Here is a 20,677-nt window from a genome sequence, read left to right as displayed (position 1 = left end):
CTTCCTGTCCGTACCAGTCTCCGGGACTTTCCGCACGGATCTACGGCCGGTCCACGTTCTGAGACGAAAATTTCGTCAGCCGATATCGAGCCGCAGGAGATCCTCCTCCGTCTCGCGGCGCACGATCACCCGGGCCGCGCCGTCCGCGACGGCCAGCACGGGGGGCTTGAGGGCGTGGTTGTAGTTGCTCGCCATCGAGCGGCAGTAGGCGCCGGTGGCGGGCACCGCGATCAGGTCGCCGGGGGCCAGGTCGGCGGGCAGGAAGGCGTCCTTGACCACGATGTCGCCGGACTCGCAGTGCTTGCCGACCACCCGGACCAGCATCGGCTCGGCCTCGCTGGTGCGGGAGACCAGCGCCACCGAGTACTCGGCGTCGTACAGCGCGGTGCGGATGTTGTCGGACATCCCGCCGTCCACGCTGACGTAGGTGCGCAGTCCCTCCAGCGCCTTGACGGTGCCGACCTCGTACAGCGTGAACGCGGTCGGGCCGACGATCGCCCGGCCGGGCTCGACCGAGATCCGCGGGGCCGTCAACTCGGCGGCGGCGCACTCCCGTCGGACGATCTCGCGGAGCGAGGCGGCGATCTCGGCGGGCTCGCGCGGGTCGTCCTCGGGGGTGTAGGCGATGCCGAGGCCGCCGCCGAGGTCGATCTCCGGCAGCTCGACGCCGTGCTCGTCGCGGACCTCGGCGAGCAGGCCGACCACCCGGCGGGCGGCCACCTCGAAGCCGGCGAAGTCGAAGATCTGCGAGCCGATGTGCGAGTGGATGCCGCGCAGTTCCAGCGCCGGCTCGGCCAGCACCCGGCGGACCGCCTCGGCGGCCGCTCCCCCGGTGAGCGAGAGGCCGAACTTCTGGTCCTCGTGCGCGGTGGCGATGAACTCGTGGGTGTGCGCCTCGACGCCGACGGTGATCCGGATCAGCACCGGCTGCCGGACGCCCTGCGCCTCGGCGATCTCCGCCAGCCGCTCGATCTCCTGGTAGGAGTCGACCACGATGTGGCCGACCCCGGCCTTCACGGCCTGCTCCAGCTCCTGCACCGACTTGTTGTTGCCGTGCAGCGCGATCCGCCCGGCCGGCATGCCGGCCGCCAGCGCCACGTGCAGCTCGCCGGAGGAGCAGACGTCGACGTTCAGGCCCTCCTCGTGCAGCCAGCGCACCACGGCCTTGGAGAGGAACGCCTTGCCCGCGTAGTACACGTCGGCGCTGTCGCCGAAGGCGTCCCGCCAGGCCCGGGCGCGGGCCCGGAAGTCGGCCTCGTCCAGGACGTACGCGGGGGTGCCGTACTCGGCGGCCAGGGTGCGCACGTCGACGCCGCCGACGGTGGCGGCGCCCTCGGCGTTCCGGGCCACGGTGCGCGACCAGACCTTCGGGTCCAGGGCGTTCAGGTCGGCGGGCGGGGCCTGGTAGTGGCCCTCGGGCAGCACGTCGCCGTGGCGGGGGCCGGCGGGGTGGGCGGAGCGAGACATCTGCGGTACTTCCTCGACCTATGGCGAGGGGCGGCCACCGGTCTCCGTCGACCGGTCGCCGCCCCCTGCTGTGCTTCGGGGGTGTGGTGCTTTACATCCGCTCGGGCGCCGAGACGCCCAGCAGGCCGAGGCCGTTGGCCAGCGTCGTTCGCGTGGCGTCGGCCAGCCAGAGGCGGGCGTGCGTGAGGTCGGTGACCTCCTCGTCGCCCTTCGGCAGGATCTGGCAGTTGTCGTAGAACCGGTGGTAGGCCCGGGCCAGTTCTTCCAGGTAGGTGGCCACGTGGTGCGGCTCGCGCAGCTCGCCGGCCTTGGCCAGCACCCGCGGGAACTCGCCGAGCTGGCCGAGCAGGGCGTTCTCCCACTCGCTGTTCAGCAGCTCCGGTTTGAAGTCCGCGCTGCGGGTGATGCCCTTCTCCACCGCGTTGCGCTGCACCGCGCTCATCCGGGCGTGCGCGTACTGCACGTAGTAGACCGGGTTCTCCCGGGACGTGCTGGTCACCAGGTCGATGTCGATGGTGATGGTGGAGTCGGTGGACTGCCGGACCAGCATGTAGCGGGCCGCGTCCACGCCGATCCAGTCGATCACGTCGTCGATCGTGATGATGTTGCCCGCGCGCTTGGAGAGCCGGACCTCCTTGCCGTCGCGCAGCATCTTCACGAACTGGCCGATCATCACCTCGATGTTGCGGTCCATGTCGTCGCCGGCGCAGGCCGCGATGGCCTTGAGGCGGTTGACGTAGCCGTGGTGGTCGGCGCCGAGCATGTAGACCGAGACCTCCGCGCCGCGGTCCCGCTTGCTCAGGTAGTAGGCGGCGTCGGCGGCGAAGTAGGTGGTCTCGCCGTCGGCCTTGATCAGGACGCGGTCCTTGTCGTCGCCGAAGTCGGTGGTGCGCAGCCAGATCGCGCCTTCCCGGTCGAAGACGTGGCCCTGCTCGCGGAGCCGCTCGATGGCCTTCTCGACGGCGCCGGAGTCGTGCAGCGTCCGCTCGGAGAACCAGGTGTCGAAGTGCACGCCGAACTCGGCCATCGAGCGCTGGATCTCGGCGACCATCAGCTTCAGGCCCTCGGTGCGGAAGGTCTGCAGCTGCTCGTCCGCGGGCAGGTCGAGGATGCCGGGGACGCCGTCGGTGACGGCCTTGGCGATGTCGGTGATGTACTCGCCGACGTAGCCGTCCTCCGGCACCGGCTGCCCGTTGGCGGCGGCCTTCAGCGACTTGGCGAACTTGGTGATCTGCACGCCGGCGTCGTTGAGGTAGTACTCGGTGGACACCTCGGCGCCGGTGGCCTTGAGCACCCGGGCCAGCGAGTCGCCGACGGCGGCCCAGCGGACGCCGCCGATGTGGATCGGGCCGGTCGGGTTCGCCGAGACGAACTCCAGGTTGATCTTCAGGCCCTTGAGCGCCTCGTTGCGGCCGTACGCCTCGCCCGCCTCGACGATGGTGCGCGCCAGCTCGCCCTGGGTGGCGGCGTCCAGCGTGATGTTGAGGAAGCCCGGACCGGCGATGTCGACCTTCGCGACGCCGGTGATCTCTCGCAGCCGTCCGGCCAGGATCTCCGCGACGGCTCGCGGCGGCTTGCCGGCCGGCTTCGCGAGCTGGAGGGCCACGTTGGTGGCGTAGTCGCCGTGGTCCCTGTTCTTGGGCCGCTCGACCGTCACGTGCGCGGGCACGTCGACGGTCAGCTCGCCCGCCGTGATGGCGGTGCTGACGGCGGCCTGGACTGCCTGGGAGAGTTCTGCGGGTGTCACGGTGCCAAGCCTAGGCGAGACGGGGTACCCGGCCGCCACTCGGTTTGCCGTCGGGCGGGCGCGTCGCGCCCCCCGGGCGTGCTTCGTCCCGGCGGACGTCGCCGCTGACGGGCACATCTCACGGGCGGGGCTCCTCCGGCCGGACGAGTTCCTGCGCCTGTTCGCTCAGGGCTGAATCGCGGCTGGTTTGGGCGGGCACCTGGGGCATCGCCCCGAAGTCGTAGGCGAACCGGCGCCGGCCCGGCGCCGCCGTCCGGGCCTGCCCGCACAGCCGCCCGACCAGCGCGACCAGGTCCGCCGGGTCGAAGGGCTTCGCCAGGTAGCCGTCCACCCCCACCGACTCGCCGCGCTCCAGGTCGGCCGGCGTGCAGGCGCTGACGATCGCTATCGGCAGGTGCGCGGTGTCGTACGCGGCGCGCAGCCGGGCCGCCGTCCGCAGCCCGTCCAGCCGGGGCATCACCACGTCCAGGGTGATCACGTCCGGGGCGACCCGGCGGACCACCTCCAGGCACTCGGCACCGTCGGCGGCGGTCACCACCTCGAAGCCCTCCAGCTCCAGGTTGACCCTGATCAGCCGGCGGATCACCTCGCTGTCGTCCACCACGAGGACCCGCCCCGACGCCACCGCCACCTCACCGAGGGTAGTGGCGGCCGGCCCGCCCCGTCCGGGCTTTCGAGCACTTGCCGGTCACCTCCTGACGGCGCGTCCGGCCGCCGTCGGAAACCCGTGCACGGACCACGTTGTTTCCCTGGTAGTGTTTTCCCCGCAAGGCCGGGCAGCACCGCGAGGTTCGCCCAGGCCCCCGTAGCTCAGGGGATAGAGCACCGCCCTCCGGAGGCGGGTGCGTAGGTTCGAATCCTACCGGGGGCACTTCGCAGGAAGTGTGTGAACGAGGCTCAGGTCCCTTGGATCTGGGCCTTCTTCGTCTGTCCGGGATCGTTCGTCCGTGGGGGGCCGACCGTGCCGCTTGTCTGGGAACCGCCGTCGGGGCTGACCGCGCGGGCCGCCGCCTTCCTCCGCGCGCACGGGCGCGCGGGCGTGGTGCCGGTCGCGTACGAGCACGACGACATGGAGCTGCGCCGGCGGCTGCTGGAGGTGTTCGGTACGGTGCCGGGCGACCCGGTGGCCCGGCTGCACGAGCTGCGGGAGCGGTACGCGGGGCTGAGCTGGCCGAGCCCGTTCTTCGGCGAGCAGGTCTTCCTCGACCCGGTGCTGGACCCGGAGCCGGGCGACCCGCGGGTCGAGTTCCGGTCCGCGGTGCACCCGGCCACCGACGGCGTGCCGGGCGCGCGCCTGCTGCTGGACGGCACCGTGGTGATCGGCCGGGACGGCGAGCCCGAGGTGTCGGCCTTCCCCTCGCTGGACCACCTGATCGAGACCGACGCGCTGCTGCACGCGCTGCGCGGCGCGCCGGAGCTGGACCCGGCGGAGGTCGACGGGGCGGCGGCCCGCCCGATCCCGGAGGCGTCCGGCCCGACCTCGCGCTGGTGGACCGACGGCCGGGCGGTCCGGCACCTGGACACCACCTGGGTCGAGCTGGGCGACAGCCCGCTGCCCACCGACCGGGCCTGGGCCGCCCCGGCGGGGCTGCTGGCGGCGGCGTCGGAGGGCTCCGGCAGGATGCCCGCATGATGATCTCGCACGAACAGGTGCGCTACGTGTCGGGGGCGTCCGCGCCGATCCTGCTGCTGGCCGGGGCACCGGTGCACGAGGCGCTCCCGGTGCTGCGCACCGTCGACGGCGCGGTGCCCGCGCTGGCGGGCTGGCAGCTGATGGCCCGGCTGACGCTCTGCCTGCTGGACGGGCCCGGCGAGGCGGGCTGCGTGCTGCCGACCCTGGGCAGCGAGGCCGAGCTGGACGCCGTCGCCGCCTGGTGTGCGCAGGTCGAGCGGACCGGCGGCGCGCTGGTGGTCTCGCTCCCCCGGCGCTCCGACCTGGCGGGCCCGCTGGACTGGGCCGCCCTGCTGGACGGCGGCTCGCACGGCGGCTTCGCCCCCGCCGCGTCCTGACGGACCGTCGCCCGACGGTGCGTCAGCGCGGCGGGTGCCGCCGGTGCTCGCCGCGCAGGACCAGGGCCGGGGTGCCCGGGTCGTAGGCGCCGCAGGCGGTGGTGGACCACGGGGACCACTGGCGCGGGACGCTGTAGTACGGGACCAGCGCGGGCCCGGTGCGGCCCGGGACGGCCTTGGCGGGGAGCAGTGCGGGCAGCACGTCCGGCTGCTGGCCGGCCAGGATCGCCCGGCGGCAGGACGGGCAGGCGGGGCGGCGGTCGGCGGCGGCCTCCCGGGCGGCGGTCCGGTGCGCCTTCTTGCCGGTGCGGGCGGGCGCGGGGGCGGCGGGGCCGTGCAGCGGGTTGTAGTAGCAGCGGACGGCGAGCGGGTCGGGGCGCTGCCCGGCGTGCAGCAGGTGGGCGGCGGCGAGCCGTTCGACGGCCTGCTCGGCGAGCACCACGGCGGCGGCCAGGTCCGGCAGGTCGGTGTCGGGGCGGTCGGCGGTGTCGAGCAGCCGGCCGGCCGCCTCGTACGCCTCCAGGGCCCACTGGTAGGCCCGGCGGGCGGCCGACTCCTCGGTGAGCAGCTGGAGTTCGGCGGCCCGGAAGACGGTGCCGGCGGTGGCGACGCGTTCGGCGGCGAGTTCCCGCAGCCGGGCGCGCAGGGCCTCCCACTCGCCGAGCACCAGGGCGTTGTGCGCCTTGATCTCGCGGCGGCCGGGGCGCGGGGCGGCGCCCGTCGGACCGGCGGGGCGTAGGGCGTCGAGGAACCACCAGCGGCGGAACACCTGGGCCGGCCTCCTGTTCGTGTGCGGCGACGCCCCATTGTGGGTGTCGGCACCGACGGGCGGGAGGGCGGGGCGGGTTCCTGACGGGGCGTCAGCCCGCCTGGGCGAGCAGGTCGCCGACGGTGTGGTCGAAGACGGCGCTGTAGGAGGTGTCGTCGGTGTCGCCGCCCTGCTGGTAGCCGCCGATGACGCCGATCACCTCGCCGGTGGAGACCTCCAGGAACGGGCCGCCGCTGGTGCCGCCGGGGAAGGACGGGCAGTCGATCCGGCGCTGGTAGGTGTCCTGCCGGCCGGTGTCGTTGGTGCAGCTGATCGGCTGCTCGCTGCCGGCGGGGTAGCCGTAGATCCGGCTGCGCGCCGTCGGGCTCGCGTCGGTGCCGATCGGGTTGCCGCCGAGCACGTCCTCGATCCGCCGGCCGTCGGGGCCGGGGGCGACGGCGAGGATCGCGAAGTCCTCGTCGGGGTCGCTCCCGTTCTGCCAGCCGTCCGAGGTGTAGACCTTGGTGACCTTCCAACTGCCGTACGGGGCCTGGCCGTCGCGGTAGCCGGGGACGAAGGTGACGCCGCTCGCGCCGGACAGGCAGTGTGCGGCGGTGAGGATCAGGTTCCGGCCGGGGCTGTCGATCACGCTGGCGGTGCAGAAGTGGTTCCCGGGGCCGACGGTGCCGGAGAACAGGGCGCCGACCCGGCGGGACTCGGCGGTGTCGGCGGCGACCGCGGTGACGCCGAGCGGGTCGCTGGGCGGCGCGCTGCTGGGGGCGGGGCGGGCGGTGTCGGCGGTGGGGTCGACGGCCTGCCGGACGTCGGGGGCCGCCGGGTCGCCCGGGGTCGGCGTCGCGGCGGGGCTCGCGCTCGCGCCGGCGTCGGCACTCGGGCTGGCGTCGGCACTCGGGCTGGCGTCGGCACTCGGGCTCGGGCTCGGGCTCGCCGGGCGGAGGTCGCCGGCCATCGCCACGCTGTCGGTGCTGGGGTGGTGGGGGGCGCTGCCCGGCAGCCCGGCGGAGTACAGCCCGACGGCGGTGGTCGCGGCGACCACGCCGACGGCGAGGACCGAGGTCAGGGCGAGCGAGCGCGGCCGCGGCAGGCGGCGCTCGCGCGGTCTGGTGTGCCGTCCCATCCTGCTTCCCCCGCTCCCTGTCCGGTAGGCCGTGCGCGTACCCGCGTTGCCGACGCGGACACCTCTCGATGCGTTCCGAGTCTCCGCTCCCGACCTGGGAATGCGGTGATCCCGACCTGGGAGAGTGGTGAATGTTCCGACGGCGGACAGCAGGGTCTCACGGCGGCGGCCGACAGCGGGCACCGACACCCGGTCGGGCCGGGTGCCGGTGCGGACGGAGCGGGTCGGACGGCGGCGCGGGTCAGACGGCGGCGCGGGCCTCGGCGGCGGCGTCCCGGCCCTCGGCCTCGCCGGGGGCGGGGCGGTGGTCGATCAGCAGGAAGGCGATCACCGCGGCGGCCAGCAGGATGCCCATGGCGACGGTGGTGGCGACCGCGTAGCCGTGCACCGCGCCCCGGGCCTGGACCAGCGGGTCGGCGGGGTTGCGGGTGGTCAGGTAGGTGGCGGTGACGCTGGCGGCGATCGTGTTGAGCAGCGCGGTGCCGATCGAACCGCCCACCTGCTGGGCGCTGTTGATGATGGCGGAGGCGGCGCCGGTCTCCTCGGGGGCGACCCCCAGGGTGGCCAGGTTCATGGTCGGCATGAAGACCAGGCCCATGCCGAGGCCGAGCAGCAGTTCGGCGGGCAGCACCATGGTCAGGTAGGAGCTGTCCACCTTGAGCTGGGTGAGCCAGGCCATCCCGGCGGCGCCGAGCAGCAGGCCGGGGACGACCAGGTTGCGGGTCGGGAGGCGGGTCATCAGGCGGGAGGCGATCCCGGCCGCGCTGAGCACGATCGCGGCGGTCATCGGCAGGAAGGAGACGCCCGCCTTGATCGGCGAGTAGCCCTGGATGCCCTGCAGGTAGTAGGTGAGGAACAGGAACAGGCCGTACATGCCGATCACCGCGAGGCCGACGGCGAGCGCGCCGCCGGCCCGGTTGCGGTCGGAGATCAGGTGGATCGGCAGCAGCGCGTGCTCGGTGCGCCGCTCGACCAGGGCGAACACCGCCAGCAGGGCGACGCCGGTGCAGAGCGCGGTCAGCACCAGCCAGTCGCTCCAGCCGCGGGTGACCGCCTCCGAGGTGCCGTAGACGATCAGCAGCAGGCCGCCGCAGCCGAGCACCGCGCCGGGCAGGTCGAGCCGGACCCGGCGGGAGCGGTCGACGTGGTCGCGGACCAGCAGGTAGGAGGCGCCGACGGCGGTGACCACCGCGATCGGCACGTTGACGTACAGGCACCAGCGCCAGGACAGGAACTCGGTGAGCAGGCCGCCGGTGAGCAGGCCGATCGCCGCGCCGCCGCCGGCCAGCGCGCCGAAGACGCCGAACGCGGTGGCCCGCTCGCGCGGGTCGCGGAAGGTGACGGAGAGCAGCGCGAGCGCGGACGGGGCGAGCAGCGCCCCGAAGGCGCCCTGCAGGGCGCGGGCGGCGAACAGCATGCCGCCGTTGGTGGCGAAGCCGCCGAGGCCGGAGGCGAGGGCGAAGCCGATCAGGCCGACCAGGAAGGTCCGCTTGCGGCCGAACAGGTCGCCGATCCGGCCGCCGAGCAGCAGCAGGCCGCCGAAGGCCAGCAGGTAGGCGGTGATCACCCACTGCCGGTTGGCGTCGGAGATGTCGAGGGCCTTCTGCGCGGACGGGAGTGCGATGTTCACGATCGTCGCGTCCAGGACGATCATCAGCTGGGCGATGGCGATGACCGCCAGGGCCCACCAGCGGCGCGGGTCCGCCGCCTGGGTGTCGGGGGTGGTCACCGGGGGCCGCCTTCCGCGATCGGGAGTGGGGCAGCGCGCGCAGGGCGCTCTCTCCAGGGAAACCCCCGATCGGAGCAGCGGCAAGGCGATTCGTCCGGCAATGCCCGCCGATGTCAGCATGCGGGACGTTCGGGGCGAATCGTCCCGAGGGGTGGACTCCCGGGGGCCCCGAGGGGTGGGGCCCCTCTCCGGGAGGCGGCCCCGGGTGCCCGGCCGCAACGGCCACCCGGGACGCTCCTCCGGCTACAGCGCGCCGAGCTCGGCCACCAGGTCGTCCAGGCCCAGCGAGCCCTGCGAGAGCGCCGCCATGTGCCAGGCCTTGAGGTCGAACTCGCCGCCGTCCGCCTCGGCCGCCGCCCGGGCCGCGGCCCGGCCGCGCAGCCAGGCCCGCTCGCCGAGCTTGTAGCCGATCGCCTGGCCGGGCAGGCCCAGGTAGCGGACCAGCTCGCTGTCCAGGAAGCCCTTCGACAGGCCGCAGTACGCGCCGAAGAACTCGCGGGCGCGCTCCGGCAGCATCGGCTCGCCGGGGGCGAACGGGGAGTCGGCCGGGAAGTCCAGCTCGGCGTGCATGCCGATGTCGACGATCACCCGCAGGGCGCGCATCATCTGCGCGTTCAGGTAGCCGAGCCGGTGGCCGGGGTCGGTGAGGTAGCCCAGCTCGTCCATCAGGCGCTCCGCGTACAGCGCCCAGCCCTCCAGGTTGGCGCTGACGCCGCCCAGGGTGACCTGGTAGGTGGAGAGCCGGTCCGCGACCAGCGTCCACTGCGCGAGCTGCAGGTGGTGGCCGGGGACGCCCTCGTGGTACCAGGTGGAGACCAGGTCCCACTCCGGGAAGGACTCCCGGCCCAGGGTCGGCAGCCAGGTCCGGCCGGGGCGGGAGAAGTCCAGCGAGGGCTGGGTGTAGTACGGGGCCGCGGCGCTGCCCGCCGGGGCGATCCGGGACTCCACCTTCAGCAGCGGCTCGGCCAGGTCGAAGTGCACGCCCTGCAGGTCGCTGATCGCCCGGTCCATCAGGCCCTGCAGGTACTCCTGCACCGCCTGCTCGCCGCGGATCGCCGGGCCGTCGGTCTCCAGCCACTTCATCGCCTGCATCGGGGTCGCGCCCGGCCGGACCTTCTCCGCCTCGACCCGCATCTGCGCGTCCAGCTCGTGGAACTGCTCCCAGGCCCAGCGGTACGCCTCGTCCAGGTCCAGCTCGGAGCCCGTCCAGTAGCGCACCCAGCGGGTGTAGCGCTCCCGGCCGACCGCGTCGGGGGTGCCCTGGGCGGCCGGGCCGTAGCCGTCGCGCAGCCAGTCCCGCAGCTCGGCGAGGGCGGTGGTGGCCTCGACCGCGGTGGCGGTCAGCTGCTCGCGCAGGTGCTCGGGCGCGGCGGAGACCAGCTCGCCGAACCAGCCGCCGGGCCGCTCGCCCTCCAGCCACTCGGCGAACTGCCCGACCACGGTGTCGACCTGACGGGGCGCCGACAGCAGGCCGCGCCGGACGCCCTCCTCCAGGCTCTCCCGGTACTGGGCCATCGCCAGCGGGAAGCGGGCCAGCCGGCGGCCCAGCCGCAGCCAGTCCTCGTCGGTGTCGGTGGGCAGCAGGGTGAACATCTCACGGGTGTTGTGCACCGGCGAGCCCAGGTTGCGGACCGTGCGGTAGCCCTCGCCCGCGTCGTGCACGGCCAGTTCGGCGGTCAGCCGCTCGCGCAGCAGCCGGGCGCAGCGGCGCTCCGCCTCGTCCTCCACCGGGCCGGCCGCCTCCAGTGCGTCCAGGGCGGCGAGGGTGCGGCGGCCGAGTTCCGCGAGTGCTTCGATGCCCGCCGGGGAGAGGTCGGGCAGGCCGTCGTCCTCCGGGTTGAGGCCGAGGTAGACCGCGGTCAGCGGGTCGGCCGCGGCGAGGGCGTGGACGTAGTCGTCGGCGAGGCGGCGCGGGGTGGGGCCGCTCGGAAGCGCGTCGTTGAGTTCATGAGCCATCCGGCCATCCTGTCGTAGCCGCAGGCGAATTCAACCCCTCTTCGGTATCGCCGTCGTCACCCCTTCCGCCCCCGCAGCGCGCTGACGGTCCGCCACGGGTCCCAGCGCGGCCGCCCCCGGGTGAACGGCCGGAACGCCAGGCCGATCAGCACCGAGCAGAAGTGCCCCAGGTCGGTGAAGGTGTGCGAGAGCAGCAGCGGCACCAGGTAGAACCCGATCAGCCCGTACCCGTACACCAGCCCCCAGGCGCCGGCCAGCGCGTACGTCAGCACCCCCTCGACGCCGGCCAGCGCGTACGACACCCCGACGTCCACGGTGGTCGACAGGTTCTCCGGCAGCAGGTGCCGGTGCACGCCCCAGGCCACCACGCCCTCGCTGACGAACGTCGCCACCACGTGCGCGGTCAGCGCCACCGTCAGCCAGCGCCGGGTGCCCAGCCAGCGTTCGGCGGGGACGTGGAAGACGTGGAACAGCACGAAGTAGAACGGGAAGTTCGCCTGCTCCGTCCAGATCAGGCTGGCCAGCAGCACCCGGACCGGGTCCGAGGTCAGGTGGTCGAGGTTGGTGGACCGCTGCTGCAGGAAGAAGTCCAGCGTCCCCGGGTCCTCCCGGGCCACCACGAAGCTGGTCAGCGCGAGCAGTGCCAGCCACACGTACGTCCCCGGGGACTTCCCGACCCACCGCTCGACCGCCCGCACCCACCGCACCGGCCGCTCCTCGCCGCACTCCCCGCTGACACCTCGTCACATTCTGCGACCGCCCCGGGTCCGCGGCCGGGAGAACCCGCCGGTCGGGGCAACGCCGAAGTGGTGCGGCGCCCCGCCCGGCGATTACCCTGGCACCCATGGCAGCGACCTCCCCCTCCGTCGAGGGCCCCGCCGGGAGCACCGTCGACCAGACCGCCGTGGAGCGCCCCCGGCGGGCCGCCTACCGCCGACTGCCCGTCCAGCAGCGGCGCGAGCAACTCATCGCCGTCGCCCTCGAACTGTTCGCCTCCCGCCCGCCCGAGGAGGTCTCGCTCGACGACGTCGCGGAGGCCGCCGGGGCCTCCCGCCCGCTCGTCTACCGCTACTTCGCCGGCGGCAAGCAGCAGCTCTACGAAGCCGCACTGCGCAGCGCCGCCTCCGAACTCACCACCCGCTTCACGGTCGAGCCCACCACCGGCACCCCCACCCAGCAGCTCGGCGCCGTCCTGCACCGCTACTTCGACTTCGTCGGCGAGCACGCGGCGGGCTACGGCGCGCTGCTGCGCGGCGGCTCCGTCGTCGAGACCGGGCGCACCAGCGCGATCGTCGACGACGTCCGCCGCGCGGCGCTCCGGCGCACCCTGCGCCACCTCGGCGTCCGCGAGGCCGGGCCCCGGCTCACCCTGCTGGTGCGCTCCTGGATCTCGGTGGTCGAGGCCTCCGCGATCAGCTGGCTCGACGAGGGCCGCCAGATCCCGGTCGACTCGCTCTGCGCGTGGCTGGTCGACCAGTTCGTGGTGATGGCAGCGGCGACGGCCGTCCGCGACGGCCAGACCGCGGAGGTCCTGCACGGCTGGCTCCAGCTGGAGACCACGGACAGCCCGGCGGGAGTGCTGCTGACGCGCCTGCGCGACATCGGCTTCTGAGGAAACTTTTCGGCAGGCGGGACGGGAGAAATCAGGGGCCCGGGGAACGGCGGGGCCGAGAGGCTGAACGCCGGAGCACAGTGGGGCGCTACGGGGCGTCGGCCGAAAGACCTTCGGCCCGAAACGGGGTCGGCGCTCCGCGGCCCGTCGGTCACCCGCCACTCGGCGCCGCCGTTCCCCGGGCCCCTGGAGCTTCGCTCCCGCGAAGCCCGGCGGGGCCCTGACGGGGCTCCCTAGCTGCTCGCCATGGTGATCTCCTGGCGGCCGAGGCCCGTGACTTCGAGGGCCACCTTGTCGCCGGCGCGGAGGAAGGGGGTGCCCGGGCGGCCGAGGGTGACGCCGGCGGGGGTGCCGGTGATGATGATGTCGCCGGGGTCGAGGCGCATGAAGTGGGTGAGGTAGCGGACGGTCTCGTGGACCGGGAAGATCATGTCCGCGGTGCTGCCGTCCTGGCGGAGTTCGCCGTTGACCCACAGGCGCAGGTCGAGGGACTGGGGGTCGCCGAGTTCGTCGGGGGTGACCAGCCAGGGGCCGAGGGGGGTGAAGGTCTCGGCGGACTTGCCCTTGTCCCACTGGCCGCCGCGCTCGAACTGGAAGGCGCGTTCGGTGACGTCGTTGACGGCGGCGTAGCCGGCGATGATCGCGGCGGCGTCCGTCGCGGAGTCGAGGTAGCGGCCGGTGCGCCCGATGACGACGGCGAGTTCGACCTCGTAGTCGGTCTTCTCGCTGCCGCGCGGCACGAGCACCTGGTCGTGCGGGCCGACCAGGGTGTTGGTGGGCTTGAGGAAGACCACCGGCTCGGTCGGGATCGCGGCGCCGGCCTCGGCCGCGTGGTCGCGGTAGTTGAGGCCGATGCCGACGATCTTGCCGGGGCGGGCGACCGGCGGGCCGATCCGCTGCCCGGCGAGGTCGACCCGCGGGAGGGCGGCGAGGTCGAGCGCGGCCGGGTCGAGGGCGGCGAGGAAGTCGCCGTCGAGGTCGGGGGTGAGGGGGGTGAGGTCGCGGGCGGTGCCGTCGGGTGCCAGGACGACCGGTCGTTCTGCGCCCGCCGGGCCCACGCGGAGGAGCTTCACTGCCCGTCACCACCTGTTCGTCTCGGGAGCGGGCGGGTTCCCACCCCGGAACAGAGGTATATCAGCGGGTCTCGCCTGCGGAACAGTGGTGTCGGCTCGGCGAATTCCTCCCGTTCGAAGCAGCCGGCCCGGTGGGCTTCTCGGCGTGCCGCACCCTTGACAGGGCGGTTCCGGCGGGCCGTCAGGTCTGCCGCAGCGGGCGGTAGTCCTTCTCCTCGACGCCGAACGTCCAGGCGACGCCGGCCCGGGCGGTGCGGGTGGCGGGCGGGACGCGCAGGTAGTAGGTGCGGGAGGTGCCGTCCGGCTCGGGCGTGGAGTTGACCACCTCGACCATGACGACGGGCTCGTCGTCGGGGAGCTGGATGCGCCACAGCACGCCGGTCTCGTCCCGGTGCAGGGGCTCGGCGCCGGACTCGGCGAGGTAGCGGTCGTAGCCGAAGTGCTCCAGCATCACCCGGCGCAGCTCGGCGTTCTCCTCGGTGCGGATGCGCTCGGGGGTGAGGCCGGTCAGCCGCTCGGGGAAGTCGGCGGGGACGGGCATGCCGCGCCAGGCGTGCAGCGCGAAGCCGTCGGCGTAGGCGAGCGCGGGGCCGTCGGCGCGGTCGAGCCGGCCGGCCTCGTCGCGGTGCAGGGCGACGGGGCGTTCGCTGAGCAGCACGGTGCGCTCGTAGGGCCACCACCAGCCGGTCTGGCGGGCGACGCCGGCCAGCGCGGCCAGGGCCTCGTCGCCGGTGCCGGCGGTGTCAAAGGCGGCGAACCAGGCGGCGTCGTGCTGGCCGGCCACCGCGTCCAGCAGGGCGAGCCGGACGTCGGCGCGGGCCTCGCCGGCCTGTCGGCGGAGCTGCTGGTTGGCGGGCTTGCGGGCCTCGCTCCAGCTCTCGATCGGCTCGGGCTCGGGGGCGATCCGGTCGAGCAGCGCGGTGCGGACCCGTTCGGCGGGCAGCGCGGTGACGGGGGCGAGGGTGGCGCCGGTGGCGGCCCAGAGCTCGGCCCAGCCGCCGGGGCCGAGCGCGGCGAGCGCCCGGGTGCGGGCCCGCTCCCAGGCGGCGGTGCGCACCCGCTCGCGTACGCTCGCCCCGAAGTCCCGCGTGCCGTCGAGCAGTTCGGTGACGGCGGCGAGCGGCGACGGGTACCAGCGGAACTCGGCCGGCTCGGCCAGCCCGGCGGCCCGGTAGGCGGCCCGGACGGCCTGTTCGGCGGTGGCCCGGTCGGCCGGGCCGGTGGCGGCGGCGACCGACCGCCAGTGCGCCACCGAGAGGTCGGCCGGACGGCCCGTCAGCTGGGTGCTCATCTGTCTCTGTCCTCGTCTCGTACGGGTGGGGTCGCTACCGGGTGCCACCGGGCGCTACCGGGCAGTCGGGGCTAGTCGGCGATCATGCGGACCGCGCCCGGCACGTACTCGCGCTGCCGGGTGACCCGGAACCAGCCGCCGGGCAGCGCGATCTCGGCGTGCTCCTCGTGCACGACCTTGCCGCCCTCCGGCAGGTGCAGCCAGGAGAGCGCGAACGGCCCGCTCTCCCGGACGAGTTCGCCCGGGCCGAGCACCGCGTGCGCGTGCCCCGTCACCTCGCCGAGGGCCAGCACCAGCCGGCCCCGGGCGTCCCTCGGCTGCCGGGGCAGCCGGGCCACGGGGGCCGGGACGTCGCCCGGTGCGATCGGCACGATCAGTACGTCACCCTGGCGGTACACGGGTGTCCTCCCGTCCTCGGCCCGGCCCGGCGGCCGGTGCGGTTCCCGACCGGAAAGCTAGGCCGCCCCACCGACAACCGCGCCACGGCCGGTGGCTGTGCGGGTGAACGTCCGCTCCGACTGGTAGACAGGTTCCGGCCCCGCGGGGGCCCCACCACGAGCGTGAGGAGCGGCGCATGACGATCAACCAGCACGTCGAGGAGTTCCACGGCCTCCCGGTCACCGACTTCCGGACCGCCCTGGAGAAGGGCGAGCTCCCGGCCGCGGCCGCCACCGCCTGGCGGGTCGGCCTGGACTTCGACGACGAGGAGGGCTTCGCCACGGTGTGGGAGAAGTTCCTGACCGCCGTGGACCTGTCGCAGGTCACCGCCCTGGTGCTGGGCCGCTGGTTCGAGGACGAGCCGCAGCCGCTGTCGCAGGCGCTGCCGCTGATCCTCGGCGCGGCCGACCGGCTCCCCGCGCTGCGCGCCCTGTTCCTCTGCGACATCACCTTCGAGGAGTGCGAGATCTCCTGGATCCAGATGTCCGACATCACCCCGGTCTTCCGGACCTTCCCGCTGCTGGAGGAGCTGGTGGTGCGCGGCTCCAGCGAGGACTACGAGGACCAGGAGCGCTACCACCTGGACCCGGTGGAGCACGCGCACCTGAAGTCGCTGCGCCTGGAGGCCGGCGGCCTGCCCGCGGTGATCGTCCGCGCGGTCGGCGCCAGCACCTTCCCGGCGTTGGAGAAGCTGGAGCTCTGGCTCGGCGTCGACAACTACGGCGGCGACTGGACGCTCCAGGACCTCGCCCCGTTCTTCTCCGGCACCGCGCTGCCCGCGCTCACCCACCTCGGCCTGCAGAACTCCGTCGAGCAGGACCGGATCGCCGCCGAGATCGCGCACGCCCCCGTGGTCCCCCGGCTCACCGGCCTCTCGCTCTCGATGGGCGCGCTCACCGACGAGGGTGCGGCGGCGCTGCTTGAGGGCCAGCCGCTCACCCACCTGAAGACACTGGACCTGCACCACCACTACCTCACCGCCGGGATGCAGCAGCGCCTCAAGGACGCCCTGCCCGGTGTGGCGGTCGACCTGTCCGGCGCCGAGGACCCGGGCGACAACTGGCGCTACGTCGCCATCTCCGAGTAGGGGGAGCCGAGTTGACGCCGCCTCCGCTGGTCGTCCTGGGCTGCCCGGGGCACCGCAGGGCCACCCTGTTCGCCGCCGCGGCCCGCGCCGCCGGCCTGCCGGAGCCCGCCGTGCTGCCCTGGACCGCCCTGCTGCGCGGACGGTACGAGCTGCCGCCCGGGGCGGTGGTCCGGATCGACTCGCCCGGCGAGGACCCGGAGGCCGACCGGCTGCTGCGCGGCCCCGTCCTCGGCCCCGGCTACGCGCCGACCCGGGTCGAGGGCGGCCCCGCCTGGTACGCCGGGCTGCTCGCCGCGCTGCGCGGGCTGGCCGCCCGGCCCGGCGTCCGGCTGCTCGGCGACCCCGGGGAGATCGCGGTGATGTTCGACAAGCGGCGCACCCACGCGGCGCTGGCCGCCGCCGGAGTACCGGTGCCGGGCGCGCTGCCCGGCGAACTCCCGGCCTCCTTCGAGGAGTTGCAGGAGCGGCTGCGGGCCGCCGGGCTGCGCCGGGTGTTCCTGAAGCCGGTGCACGGCTCCTCCGCGTCCGGCGTGGTGGCGCTGGAGTTCGGCCCGCGCGGCCGGGTCCAGGCCACCACCTCGGTCGAGCTCACCCCCGAGGGGCTGCACAACTCGCTGGCGGTGCGCCGCTACCGTTCCGGGGCGGAGGTCGCCGAACTGGTCGACCGGCTCGCCCCCGAGGGCCTGCACGTCGAGCAGTGGATACCGAAGTCCGGGCAGGACGGCCGGGCGGCGGACCTCCGCGTGGTGGTGGTCGGCGGCCGGGCCACCCACGCGGTGGTCCGCACCAGCCCCCACCCGATGACCAACCTCCACCTGGGCGGCGCCCGCGGCGAACTCGCCACCGCCCGGGCCGCGGCGGGCTCCGCCTGGCCCGACCTGCTCGCCACCGCGGAGGCCGCGGCCCGCTGCTTCCCCCGCTCCCCCATGGTCGGCGTCGACCTGCTCCCGGTCTCCCGCTGGCAACGCGCCCTGGTCGGCGAGGTCAACGCCTTCGGCGACCTCCTCCCCCACCTCCCGGGCCTCCCCGAGGGCCCGGCCCCGGGCCTCGACACCTACGGCGCCCAGGTCGCCCACCTCCTGAGCCGATCGGCGGTCGGAGCGGGCGAAATCAGGGGCCCGGGGAACGGCGGGGCCGAGTGGCTGGTGTCCGACGGGCCGCGAGGCGCGACCCCGTTTCGGGCCGAAGGTCTTTCGGCCGACGCCCCGTAGCGCCCCATTGGGTTCCGGCGATCAGCCCCTCGGCACCGCCGTTCCCCGGGCCCCTGACGGGGCTCCCCCGATTGTTCCCGAGCGCTCAGAAAGCAAGTTGATGCAGCACCAGATACCCGACATGAACGAGATCGTCGGCTCGCACGACCTCCTCCTGGTCACCCTCGACACGCTCCGCTTCGACGTCGCCGACGAGCTGTTCAGGGCCGGCCGGCTGCCGAATCTGGCGAAGGTGCTGCCCGAAGGCGGGTGGGAGCGGCGGCACTCGCCGGGGAGTTTCACGTACGCCGCGCACCAGGCGATCCTGGCGGGGTTCCTGCCCACGCCGGCCTCGCCGGACGGTCCGCATCCGCGGCTGTTCGCAGCGCGCTTCGCCGGCTCGGAGAGCACCGAGTCGCGGACCTGGGTGTTCGACGCCCCGGACCTGCCGACGGCGCTCGCGGCGGAGGGGTACCGGACGGTGTGCATCGGCGGGGTGGGGTTCTTCAACAAGCAGGGGCCGCTGGGGTCGGTGCTGCCGGGGCTGTTCCAGGAGAGCCACTGGGCGCCGGAGTTGGGGGTGCCGTCGCCGATCTCGTTCGAGTCGCAGGTGGCGGTGGCCGAGCGGGTCGCCGCCGAGCAGCGTCCTGACCAACCGCTGTTCCTGTTCGTCAACGTCTCGGCGCTGCACCAGCCGAACTGGTTCCACCTGCCGGGCGCGACCCGCGAGGACGGTGACAGCCGGGCCTCGCACGCGGCGGCGCTGGAGTACGTGGACGCCCACCTGGGCCGGCTGTTCGCGGTGATGAGCGCCCGCCGCCCGTGCTTCGCGATCGTCTGCTCGGACCACGGGACGGCGTACGGCGAGGACGGGTACACGGGGCACCGGATCGGGCACGAGGTGGTGTGGACCGTGCCGTACGCGCACTTCGTCCTCCCGAGGACCAGCCCCCTCCCGACGAGCAGGCCGGAGAGCCGATGAACACCGCGGATACCGTGGAGACCGTGAACACCGAGTCGCCGTACCAGAGTTACGTCTACGCGTACCCGCACAAGACGGCGTACCGACCGCTGCCGGAGCGGCCGGCGCTGGCCGGGCTGTGGAGCGGGGAGAAGCAGGACGCGCTCTCGCTGTACCTGCACGTGCCGTTCTGCGAGGTGCGCTGCGGGTTCTGCAACCTGTTCACCCGGATCGGGAGTCCGGAGGGGCTGACCACGGCGTACCTGGACGCGCTGGAGCGGCAGGCGGGGCAGGTCCGGGCGGCGCTGGCGGCGGACGCCCGGTTCGCGCTGGCGGCGTTCGGCGGCGGGACGCCGACATACCTGACCGCGGCCGAGCTGGAACGGCTGTGCGACATCGCGGAGTTGACGATGGGGGCGGACCTGCGGGCGATCCCGCTCTCGGTCGAGGCCTCGCCGGACACCGCGACGGCCGACCGGCTGCGGGTGCTGGCGGAGCGCGGGACGACCCGGCTGAGCCTGGGCGTGCAGTCCTTCCTGGACGAGGAGGCGCGGGCCGCGGTGCGGCCGCAGAAGCGGGCGGCGGTGGAGGCCGCGCTGGGCCGGGTCCGGGACGCCGGGTTCCCGGTGCTGAACATCGACCTGATCTACGGCATCGAGGGCCAGACCGCCGCCAGCTGGGTCAAGTCGCTGGACGCGGCGCTGGGTTGGCAGCCCGAGGAACTGTACCTGTACCCGCTGTACGTCCGCCCGCTGACCGGGCTGGGCCGGCACTCGGCGGACGGCCCGTCCCCGGAGTGGGACGCGCAGCGCCTCGCGCTGTACCGGGCGGGCCGCGACCACCTGCTGGCCGAGGGGTACGAGCAGGTGTCGATGCGGATGTTCCGCAGGGCGGGGGCGGCGCGGGCGAGCGCGGGCGAGTACGCCTGCCAGACCGACGGCATGGTGGGGCTGGGCTGCGGGGCCCGCTCGTACACCTCGAAGCTGCACTACTCCTTCGACTACGCGGTGGACGCCCGCGAGGTGCGCCGGATCATCGACGACTACGTGGCGGCGCCGGACTTCTCCCGGGCCGAGCTGGGCTGGGAGATGACGGACGAGGAGACCCGCCGCCGGCACCTGGTGCAGTCCCTGCTGCAGGGCGAGGGCGTGGACCTGGCCGCCTACCGGGCCCGCTTCGGCTCCTCCCCGCAGCAGGACTTCCCGGTCGAGCTGGACGGCTTCGCCGAGCGCGGCTGGCTGGCCGAGGACGGAGCGGGCGGGGACGGCGCGGACGGCCGGCTGCTGCTCAGCCCGGAGGGCCTGGCCTGGTCGGACGCGATCGGGCCGCGGCTGTTCTCGGCGGGCGTGCGGGAGCGGATGGCGGAGTACGCGCCGCGATGAGCGAGCTGACGATCCTGTACCGGGGGCCGCTGTCCTCCTGCGACTACGACTGCCCGTACTGCCCGTTCGCCAAGCGGCGGGACACCCCGGAGCTGCTGCGCGCCGACTGGGCCGCGCTGGAGCGGTTCACCGCCTGGGCGGCGGAGTACCGGCACGGGCGGCTGTCGGTGCTGTTCACGCCCTGGGGCGAGGGGCTGGTGCGCAGCTGGTACCGGCGGGCGATGGTGGAGCTGAGCCGGCTGCCGCAGCTGGACCGGGTGGCGATCCAGACCAACGCCAGCTGCCGGACGGGCTGGCTGGCGGAGGCGGACCTGGCGAAGCTGGCGCTCTGGGTGACGTACCACCCGGGGCAGGTGACGGAGCAGCGCTTCCTCGCCAAGTGCGCCGAACTTACCGCGCTGGGCGTCCGGTTCAGCGTGGGCGTGGTCGGGCAGCCGGAGCACCTGGCGGCGGCCCGGCGGCTGCGGGCGGCGCTGCCGTCCGAGGTCTACCTGTGGGTGAACGCGGCGGACGGGCTGAGCTACTCGGACGAACAGGCCGCCGAGTGGACGGAGTTGGACCCGCTGTTCGGCTACAGCCGGCACCCGCACCGCAGCGCGGGCCTGCCGTGCCGGACCGGGGAGAGCGTGGTCTCGGTGGACGGGGACGGCACGGTGCGCCGCTGCCACTTCGTCCGGCCGCCGCTGGGCAACCTGTACGACGACTCGTACCGGGCGCAACTGCGGCCCCGGGTCTGCCCGTTGGGCGAGTGCGACTGCCACATCGGCTACGTGCACCTGGAGCCGCTGCCGCTGTACGACGTGTTCGCGGGCGGCGTGCTGGAGCGCATCCCGCACGGCTGGTGAGGG

General features: G+C 74.3%; 19 protein-coding genes and 1 tRNA gene. 9 read left to right on the top strand and 11 right to left on the bottom strand.

Annotation, left to right across the window (positions count from 1 at the left end):
- Nucleotides 1–75: 75 nt before the first annotated feature.
- The 3 genes from lysA to ACIOHG_RS05375 all read right to left on the bottom strand — a co-directional run bounded on the left by lysA (nucleotide 76) and on the right by ACIOHG_RS05375 (nucleotide 3,845).
- Entirely contained in the window at nucleotides 76–1,467 is a 1,392-nt protein-coding gene (gene lysA / locus ACIOHG_RS05385; protein WP_400945535.1) for a diaminopimelate decarboxylase, read from the bottom strand.
- Nucleotides 1,468–1,558: 91 nt separating this feature from the next.
- Nucleotides 1,559–3,214, bottom strand: coding sequence for an arginine--tRNA ligase (gene argS / locus ACIOHG_RS05380; RefSeq protein ID WP_400945533.1), 1,656 nt, complete (start codon nucleotides 3,212–3,214; stop codon nucleotides 1,559–1,561).
- Between the two features lie 118 nt (nucleotides 3,215–3,332).
- On the bottom strand, nucleotides 3,333–3,845 hold the full coding sequence (locus ACIOHG_RS05375) for a response regulator (protein ID WP_400945530.1): 513 nt from the start codon (nucleotides 3,843–3,845) through the stop codon (nucleotides 3,333–3,335).
- Between the two features lie 168 nt (nucleotides 3,846–4,013).
- On the opposite strand from ACIOHG_RS05375, the gene ACIOHG_RS05370 reads away from it, so the two are divergent.
- From ACIOHG_RS05370 to ACIOHG_RS05360, 3 genes are all read left to right on the top strand, one after another.
- A tRNA-Arg gene (locus ACIOHG_RS05370) sits at nucleotides 4,014–4,085 on the top strand.
- Between the two features lie 90 nt (nucleotides 4,086–4,175).
- Nucleotides 4,176–4,847, top strand: coding sequence for a hypothetical protein (locus tag ACIOHG_RS05365; protein ID WP_400945528.1), 672 nt, complete (start codon nucleotides 4,176–4,178; stop codon nucleotides 4,845–4,847).
- Nucleotides 4,844–5,224, top strand: a complete 381-nt coding sequence (locus tag ACIOHG_RS05360) for a hypothetical protein (RefSeq protein ID WP_400945526.1) — start codon at nucleotides 4,844–4,846, stop codon at nucleotides 5,222–5,224. The genes ACIOHG_RS05365 and ACIOHG_RS05360 overlap by 4 nt, the downstream gene beginning before the upstream one ends.
- Before the next feature lie 22 nt (nucleotides 5,225–5,246).
- Here ACIOHG_RS05360 and ACIOHG_RS05355 read toward each other — a convergent pair whose 3' ends face one another.
- The 5 genes from ACIOHG_RS05355 to ACIOHG_RS05335 form a co-directional block, all read right to left on the bottom strand.
- Nucleotides 5,247–5,993 (bottom strand): hypothetical protein, encoded by a 747-nt coding sequence (locus ACIOHG_RS05355; RefSeq protein WP_400945523.1) that lies wholly within the window; start codon nucleotides 5,991–5,993, stop codon nucleotides 5,247–5,249.
- Nucleotides 5,994–6,084: 91 nt separating this feature from the next.
- Nucleotides 6,085–7,110, bottom strand: a complete 1,026-nt coding sequence (locus tag ACIOHG_RS05350; RefSeq protein WP_400945521.1) for a trypsin-like serine peptidase — start codon at nucleotides 7,108–7,110, stop codon at nucleotides 6,085–6,087.
- A 241-nt stretch (nucleotides 7,111–7,351) separates the two neighbouring features.
- Nucleotides 7,352–8,959, bottom strand: coding sequence for an MFS transporter (locus tag ACIOHG_RS05345; RefSeq protein WP_400945518.1), 1,608 nt, complete (start codon nucleotides 8,957–8,959; stop codon nucleotides 7,352–7,354).
- Nucleotides 8,960–9,082: 123 nt separating this feature from the next.
- Entirely contained in the window at nucleotides 9,083–10,795 is a 1,713-nt protein-coding gene (locus tag ACIOHG_RS05340) for a DUF885 domain-containing protein (protein WP_400945515.1), read from the bottom strand.
- Between the two features lie 56 nt (nucleotides 10,796–10,851).
- Nucleotides 10,852–11,502 (bottom strand): rhomboid-like protein, encoded by a 651-nt coding sequence (locus ACIOHG_RS05335; protein ID WP_400945513.1) that lies wholly within the window; start codon nucleotides 11,500–11,502, stop codon nucleotides 10,852–10,854.
- A 137-nt stretch (nucleotides 11,503–11,639) separates the two neighbouring features.
- Between ACIOHG_RS05335 and ACIOHG_RS05330 the strand changes: the two genes are divergently transcribed.
- Nucleotides 11,640–12,407, top strand: a complete 768-nt coding sequence (locus ACIOHG_RS05330) for a TetR/AcrR family transcriptional regulator (protein WP_400945510.1) — start codon at nucleotides 11,640–11,642, stop codon at nucleotides 12,405–12,407.
- A 233-nt stretch (nucleotides 12,408–12,640) separates the two neighbouring features.
- On the opposite strand, the gene ACIOHG_RS05325 is transcribed toward ACIOHG_RS05330, so the two are convergent.
- The 3 genes from ACIOHG_RS05325 to ACIOHG_RS05315 form a co-directional block, all read right to left on the bottom strand.
- Nucleotides 12,641–13,480, bottom strand: coding sequence for a fumarylacetoacetate hydrolase family protein (locus ACIOHG_RS05325; RefSeq protein WP_400945508.1), 840 nt, complete (start codon nucleotides 13,478–13,480; stop codon nucleotides 12,641–12,643).
- 181 nt (nucleotides 13,481–13,661) lie between these two features.
- Nucleotides 13,662–14,771 carry a DUF6745 domain-containing protein gene (locus ACIOHG_RS05320; RefSeq protein WP_400945504.1) on the bottom strand — a complete coding sequence of 370 codons (1,110 nt, stop codon included), beginning with the start codon at nucleotides 14,769–14,771 and terminating at the stop codon, nucleotides 13,662–13,664.
- Between the two features lie 71 nt (nucleotides 14,772–14,842).
- Complete coding sequence (locus ACIOHG_RS05315; RefSeq protein ID WP_400945502.1) at nucleotides 14,843–15,169, bottom strand: hypothetical protein; 327 nt, start codon at nucleotides 15,167–15,169, stop codon at nucleotides 14,843–14,845.
- A 176-nt stretch (nucleotides 15,170–15,345) separates the two neighbouring features.
- On the opposite strand from ACIOHG_RS05315, the gene ACIOHG_RS05310 reads away from it, so the two are divergent.
- The 5 genes from ACIOHG_RS05310 (at nucleotide 15,346) to ACIOHG_RS05290 (ending at nucleotide 20,674) form a co-directional block, all read left to right on the top strand.
- On the top strand, nucleotides 15,346–16,296 hold the full coding sequence (locus tag ACIOHG_RS05310; protein ID WP_400945499.1) for an STM4015 family protein: 951 nt from the start codon (nucleotides 15,346–15,348) through the stop codon (nucleotides 16,294–16,296).
- 11 nt (nucleotides 16,297–16,307) lie between these two features.
- Nucleotides 16,308–17,507, top strand: coding sequence for an STM4014 family protein (locus ACIOHG_RS05305; protein WP_400945497.1), 1,200 nt, complete (start codon nucleotides 16,308–16,310; stop codon nucleotides 17,505–17,507).
- Nucleotides 17,508–17,628: 121 nt separating this feature from the next.
- Nucleotides 17,629–18,468, top strand: a complete 840-nt coding sequence (locus tag ACIOHG_RS05300; protein WP_400945765.1) for an STM4013/SEN3800 family hydrolase — start codon at nucleotides 17,629–17,631, stop codon at nucleotides 18,466–18,468.
- The gene (locus tag ACIOHG_RS05295; protein WP_400945494.1) at nucleotides 18,465–19,829 is read left to right on the top strand and encodes an STM4012 family radical SAM protein; all 1,365 of its coding nucleotides are present in this window, start codon (nucleotides 18,465–18,467) and stop codon (nucleotides 19,827–19,829) included. The genes ACIOHG_RS05300 and ACIOHG_RS05295 overlap by 4 nt, the downstream gene beginning before the upstream one ends.
- Nucleotides 19,826–20,674 (top strand): STM4011 family radical SAM protein, encoded by an 849-nt coding sequence (locus ACIOHG_RS05290; RefSeq protein WP_400945491.1) that lies wholly within the window; start codon nucleotides 19,826–19,828, stop codon nucleotides 20,672–20,674. The genes ACIOHG_RS05295 and ACIOHG_RS05290 overlap by 4 nt, the downstream gene beginning before the upstream one ends.
- The last annotated feature ends 3 nt before the right edge of the window (nucleotides 20,675–20,677 follow it).

Source organism: Kitasatospora sp. NPDC088134 (genome assembly GCF_044741705.1).
Classification (GTDB): Bacteria; Actinomycetota; Actinomycetes; order Streptomycetales; family Streptomycetaceae; genus Kitasatospora.
This window is presented reverse-complemented; position numbering and strand designations above follow the sequence as displayed.

Excerpts from the sequence above, each read along its gene's own strand:
- lysA (WP_400945535.1), bottom strand. The coding sequence starts at position 1,467 with ATGTCTCGCTCCGCCCACCCCGCCGGCCCCCGCCACGGCGACGTGCTG.
- ACIOHG_RS05360 (WP_400945526.1), top strand. The coding sequence starts at position 4,844 with ATGATGATCTCGCACGAACAGGTGCGCTACGTGTCGGGGGCGTCCGCG.
- ACIOHG_RS05350 (WP_400945521.1), bottom strand. The coding sequence starts at position 7,110 with ATGGGACGGCACACCAGACCGCGCGAGCGCCGCCTGCCGCGGCCGCGC.
- ACIOHG_RS05345 (WP_400945518.1), bottom strand. The coding sequence starts at position 8,959 with ATGCTGACATCGGCGGGCATTGCCGGACGAATCGCCTTGCCGCTGCTC.
- ACIOHG_RS05340 (WP_400945515.1), bottom strand. The coding sequence starts at position 10,795 with ATGGCTCATGAACTCAACGACGCGCTTCCGAGCGGCCCCACCCCGCGC.
- ACIOHG_RS05330 (WP_400945510.1), top strand. The coding sequence starts at position 11,640 with ATGGCAGCGACCTCCCCCTCCGTCGAGGGCCCCGCCGGGAGCACCGTC.
- ACIOHG_RS05320 (WP_400945504.1), bottom strand. The coding sequence starts at position 14,771 with ATGAGCACCCAGCTGACGGGCCGTCCGGCCGACCTCTCGGTGGCGCAC.
- ACIOHG_RS05310 (WP_400945499.1), top strand. The coding sequence starts at position 15,346 with ATGACGATCAACCAGCACGTCGAGGAGTTCCACGGCCTCCCGGTCACC.
- ACIOHG_RS05300 (WP_400945765.1), top strand. The coding sequence starts at position 17,629 with ATGAACGAGATCGTCGGCTCGCACGACCTCCTCCTGGTCACCCTCGAC.
- ACIOHG_RS05295 (WP_400945494.1), top strand. The coding sequence starts at position 18,465 with ATGAACACCGCGGATACCGTGGAGACCGTGAACACCGAGTCGCCGTAC.
- ACIOHG_RS05290 (WP_400945491.1), top strand. The coding sequence starts at position 19,826 with ATGAGCGAGCTGACGATCCTGTACCGGGGGCCGCTGTCCTCCTGCGAC.